The organism is Pricia sp. (genome assembly GCF_041745955.1).
GTDB lineage: Bacteria > Bacteroidota > Bacteroidia > Flavobacteriales > Flavobacteriaceae > Pricia.
Window position 1 is genome coordinate 1 of sequence record NZ_JBGTHY010000328.1, and the last position, 5,044, is coordinate 5,044.

4 protein-coding genes are annotated in these 5,044 nt (G+C 46.9%); 2 read left to right on the forward strand and 2 right to left on the reverse strand.

From position 1 onward, the window contains the following. Positions 1-221: 221 nt before the first annotated feature. Positions 222-1,589, forward strand: coding sequence for an ISNCY family transposase (locus ACEW8S_RS12020; RefSeq protein WP_373518391.1), 1,368 nt, complete (start codon positions 222-224; stop codon positions 1,587-1,589). A 364-nt stretch (positions 1,590-1,953) separates the two neighbouring features. Here the strand turns inward: ACEW8S_RS12020 and ACEW8S_RS12025 are convergent, their stop codons facing one another. Together ACEW8S_RS12025 and ACEW8S_RS12030 are read right to left on the reverse strand one after the other, a co-directional pair. Further along, entirely contained in the window at positions 1,954-2,661 is a 708-nt protein-coding gene (locus ACEW8S_RS12025) for a LytR/AlgR family response regulator transcription factor (RefSeq protein WP_373518392.1), read from the reverse strand. Next, a complete protein-coding gene (locus ACEW8S_RS12030) occupies positions 2,658-3,665 on the reverse strand; it encodes a sensor histidine kinase (RefSeq protein WP_373518393.1) in 1,008 nt (335 codons plus the stop codon). Before ACEW8S_RS12030 ends, ACEW8S_RS12025 begins: the two co-directional genes overlap by 4 nt. 212 nt (positions 3,666-3,877) lie before the next feature. Here ACEW8S_RS12030 and ACEW8S_RS12035 point away from each other — a divergent pair. Further along, positions 3,878-5,044, forward strand: a 1,167-nt coding sequence (locus ACEW8S_RS12035) for a carboxypeptidase regulatory-like domain-containing protein (protein WP_373518394.1), incomplete at its 3' end; no start/stop codon positions are given.

A 5,044-nucleotide genomic window follows, 5' to 3' on the forward strand; every position in this document is an offset into this window, starting at 1 on the left:
CCCGGTAGGCTATCGGACCAATTCGTTGATCTTCAGTATGGGCATTTATAGGTTCAGGCATTGTATGGAGGTAGGAGGCGTTATCTCGTTGGTACTCTTTATCTTGGGCACGTTGCTGCTCGGTTCGATGGTCTAATTAGTGTCTGTCTATTAACATTAAATTGTTGATAACCAAACAGTTTGATAGGAAATCCAACAATTCCCTTTTGTAAATTTAAGGTATGAAAATGAAACTATTCGAGACCTTGAAGCTCAAATTCGAACAGCCGGATTGGGCCAACAACCCGGAGTTCGGCCTGATAGACAGCATATTGGAAGAACATTCCGAGCTTATCGCCCTCCTCGAGGAGGACATAACCAGCGGGGAAAAGAGAAATACCTTCGGGCGCAAGGATACCCCCAGCGTCGAACAGATCGTACGCGCGGCGATCTACAAGGAGCTCAAACGTCTTACCTATCGCGAACTTGCCTACCACCAGGGCGACTCGCGCATCTGCTCCCATTTTTTGAAGATCGATGAACTGAAGCCCTATAGTTTTCAGGTACTGCAGAAGTATATCTCCAAGGTCGGGGCCGGGAACCTGGACAGGTTCCTGGTCGAGCTCAACAGGATAGCCATCGGCGAGGGGCTCGAGGACCTAAGGCAGGTAAGGCAGGACAGCACGGTGGTGGGGACCGACATCCATTATCCCACCAACAATGCCCTGGTCTGGGACTGTATCAGGGAGAGCCACCGTTTGCTGAAACACCTTGAAAAGGAAATTACCGACCTTGGCGTCCGCGACTACACCAAGGGCGCCAAAAAGACCTTTTACAAGATCAACAATACCAAAAGCAAGGACAAACGGGCCGATCTGTTCAAAAAGCAGCTTGCCACCTTCACGAAGAGCATAAACCAGGTATCGAACGCCGTAAAAAAAAAGCAACGCTGTAGTGTCAAGGCCGCGATCCTGCAGCTCGAACTGGAGGGTGTGCTGCCGGTAATGCGCCAGGTCTACGCCTTTACGGAAAAAAGGGAGATCAAGGGCCTTGAGGTGCCCAACGACGAAAAGCTGTTCTCCATCTACGAACGACATACCGATATCATCGTCAAAGGCGGCCGCAAGGTGCAGTTCGGACACAAGGTCGACATCTCCACCGGAAGGAGCAACCTGGTGCTGGCCTGTGATATCCCGAGGGGCAACCCGCGCGATACCGACCTGTACGGGCCGGCAATGGACAAGCTCGTGGAGGATTACCGAGCCGTCCCCAGGGACTATGCCACCGATGGCGGCTACGCCTCGGCCGCCAACGCACGGCACGCCAAGGAAAAAGGTATCGTGAACGTAGTGTTCAACAAGGTCGTGGGCAGCATGTGCAACCAGGTAAGCAGCCTTAACATGGAGACCCGTCTGAAGAAATGGCGCAGCGGTATCGAGGCGAACATATCCAACCTGAAAAGGGGCTTCTCACTGAACCGGTGCAACTGGAAGGGGTGGGCCCATTTCAAGGCCAAGGTGCTATGGGGCATTATCGGTTACAACATCAGGGTAATGACCAATGCCCTGGTCGAGATGATGGTGCCAAAGCGGAAGGCCCGGGCGGCCTGAAGATCCGGTGTCCTTCGATACTGAAAAATCAAGGGCCACGGGGACGGGTACACCCTTATTGCAAATATTGGCGCAAAAAACTGTTAATAACTGTTAAAATCAGGCCTTCCGGCATTTTGAAAAATCGAAGTAGGGGGAAACCATAAAAAGAAGCGCAAACCGAACAGAAAAACACGAATGGTTTGCAGTAAACCAGCAATTACTGTTGACTTAATAGACAGACACTAATTAGGTATCCAAAATCTTCCATAATAGACCAGATAAATCTATTGCCCGTACCCATTTTTTCTTATATGATTTCGATATATCTGAGGGAGGCTTACCAAAAGTTACGAAAGGAAAAGGGGTAGGAATAGCGACAAGATCACTTCAAATATTTCTCCACAAACTCTTCCTTATACATACGCCCAATGGGCACATGGGTATCCGAACCAAAGTAAATGCGATTGCCCGATACTTTTGTGATATTCCCAGTATTCACAATGAAGGATTTGTGGATTTGAACAAATTGTCTTTCGTCCAAAGTTTGTAGCCAGTGCCGTAGCGAATGTGAGGTAAGGTATTTTTTATCTGCGGTAAAAATTTCGGTATAGTCGGATTCCGATTGGATATAATGGATGTCCGAAACTTGTATTTTGAGGTGCTCGTATCCCGATTTGATAAAGAGCATCTCGGGACTTGATTTTGCGCCTATAGCTGATTCTTTGATATTTTTTCCGCTACTATCCACGGGAACCTTGTTGGTCGCTTTAACGAAACGCTCGAACGAAAAGGGCTTCAGCAGATAATCCACTACATTCAAATCATAGCTTTCCAATGCATAGTCAGAAAATGCTGTGGTCAAAATAACGTGAGGGGCATCCGAAATCGTCTTCAGAAAGTCTATACCCGAAATCTTCGGCAAATGTATGTCCAAAAAAATCAAATCGATAGCTTGCGATTTTAGGAATTCCATCGCTTTTAGCGCATCGGCGAAGGTGGCCTTAAGTTCCATGTTTTCCATGTCGCCGATGAACTTTTGAAGTACGCGCTGTGCCGGCGGTTGGTCTTCGACTATGATGCATCGTATCATTTCGTTTCCTGTTTTAATTGCATTTCAAGTTTTACGGAATATAGCGTATCCGTTTCTGAAATGCACAGTTGGTGTGCATTAGGATAGATCAGCTCCAGACGTTTTTTGACATTCTCCAAACCGATGCCGTGTGATAGGTCATCGGTGTTTGTAATTGGCCTGAAGGAGTTGATACACTCAAATACTAATAACCCTTTGTCGGTAACGTCGATGCCGATGTCTATGGTAATATCCTCGGATTGGCTTGCCGTACTGTGTTTGAAGGCATTTTCAACGAATACTGTTAAGATCAATGGCGCGATCCGGTAGCCTGAACCGATATGCTTGGTCTGAAAAGTAACGGTACCACGCTCCTCGATCTGTAGTTCGTTCAATTGGGTAAAGTTTTTCAGATGTTCCAATTCCTTTGGAAGTGCCACAAAATCCTCTTTACAATCATAGAGCATATAACGCAACACCGAGGATAGTTCCAAAATGATGGAAGGCGTTTTTGGCGAATTGTCGATGGCGTAGGAATACAGATTGTTCAGGTTGTTGAACAAAAAATGCGGATTGATCTGCGATTTCAGGAACTGCAGTTCGCTTTCCTTGACAGAGGTACGCAGTTGTTCGACCTCCCGTTGTTTGGTAGAGGCGTCCCATGCGAATTTAAATCCCGCCAAAATGGTAATGACAGGCAGCACGTCCAATAGGCTGTAAACGACCCCGGGAAAATGTTTGCCACGAGTATCGGGGTAGTAAATGCGTTCGAGTACAAGCTCTTCCACGGCGATGATCACTGCAACCATTATGGCCACATAGAAAAAGAAAAGCAGGTATTTTTTACAGTAGAAAAAGTGCGGCAGCAGCACATAATTGATGACCAGGGCACCCAATGCGTAGTTGAGGAAGGCCACCACTTTAAATTCCTGTATTTGGGGCTGGTTCCTATCAAAAGAAAAAAAAAGGAATAGTACGATGTGCAGCAATAGCTGGAAAATAACCTCCTTGGAAGTACTGTTCAAAGAAAACCGTTTGAATGCCATGCTATAAAAGTAGCATATTCCGGCAAGGGGCTTTTATAATAAACCGGTCATCGACAGATATGAATGGGTCAACGTCGAATTCATGGACTTTTGTCGTTCACAAGCCAATCTACGTCGTTTAAAGAAAATGGAAAAGCCTTCCATTGAAAATGGAACATCTTTGGGGTATGAAATATCAATCTCCCCTTACTATGAAAAAAGTATTTTATCTGATGCTTTTCGGGACGCTTTTTTTTAATATGGATGTACTCTCCGCCCAAAACGGAACCACATCTATTACCGGAAAGGTCGGTGACCCCAACGGAACTCCCATCGAGTTCGCCACAGTATTGGTAGGAAACCCTGCCGACCAAAAACCGATTACGGGCACTACCACGCTTGAGGACGGTAGTTTTGATTTGGAGACCGAAGCCTCCGATTTTTACGTCGAGGTCAGTTTTATGGGCTTTAGCTCAATAAAGATCGACAATCCGGAAATCGTTGATGGCACTATCGATTTGGGCACGGTAACGCTGACGGAAGATTCCCAGCAGTTGGATGAGGTGGTCGTTGAGGGGCAGGTTTCCCAAACGGAATTCAAACTCGATAAGCGCATCTTTAATGTGGGTGCCGATCTGAGCAGTACCGGCGCAAGTGCCTTGGAAGTCCTGAACAATGTACCGTCGGTCAACGTAAGCATCGAAGGGGCGGTCAGCCTACGTGGTAGTCAGGGCGTGCAAATGTTGATCAACGGGAAACCTTCGGTCATTGCGAACGAAAAGGGCGGTGCCTTGGGTACCCTTACCGCCGATATGATCGAGCGTATCGAGGTGATTACGAACCCTTCCGCCAAATACGATGCGGAAGGTACATCTGGTATTATCAACATTGTATTGAAAAAAGAGGAGAAAAAAGGCCTGAACGGTTCCGTAACCTTGAATACAGGTATACCGAACAACCATAGTTTGGGTTTGAGCCTGAACAAGCGTACCGAAAAGTTCAACCTGTTCAGCCAGTTGGGCTTTGGCCGTAGGACCTTCCCCAGCGACAATGAAAGCGAAAACCGGAATTTGGTGGACAATACCTATATCAGCAGCATTGGCGAGAGCGATAAGAACGAAACCTTTTTCAACCTTATCCTCGGTACGGATTACCACATCAACGACTATAATGTGTTGACCCTTTCGGGAAATTTTGCCTACGAGTGGGAAAAGGAAAACTCCGATGCCGTTTTCAGCACCTTCGGTGCGGGAAATGCCCTGACCGATGCCTTTCGCCGTCATGAACTGACCACGGCCACCAATCCCAAATATTCCTATGAACTACAATACAAAAAAGATTTCGAAGGCAACGAGGACCAATCCTTATTGATCAGTGCC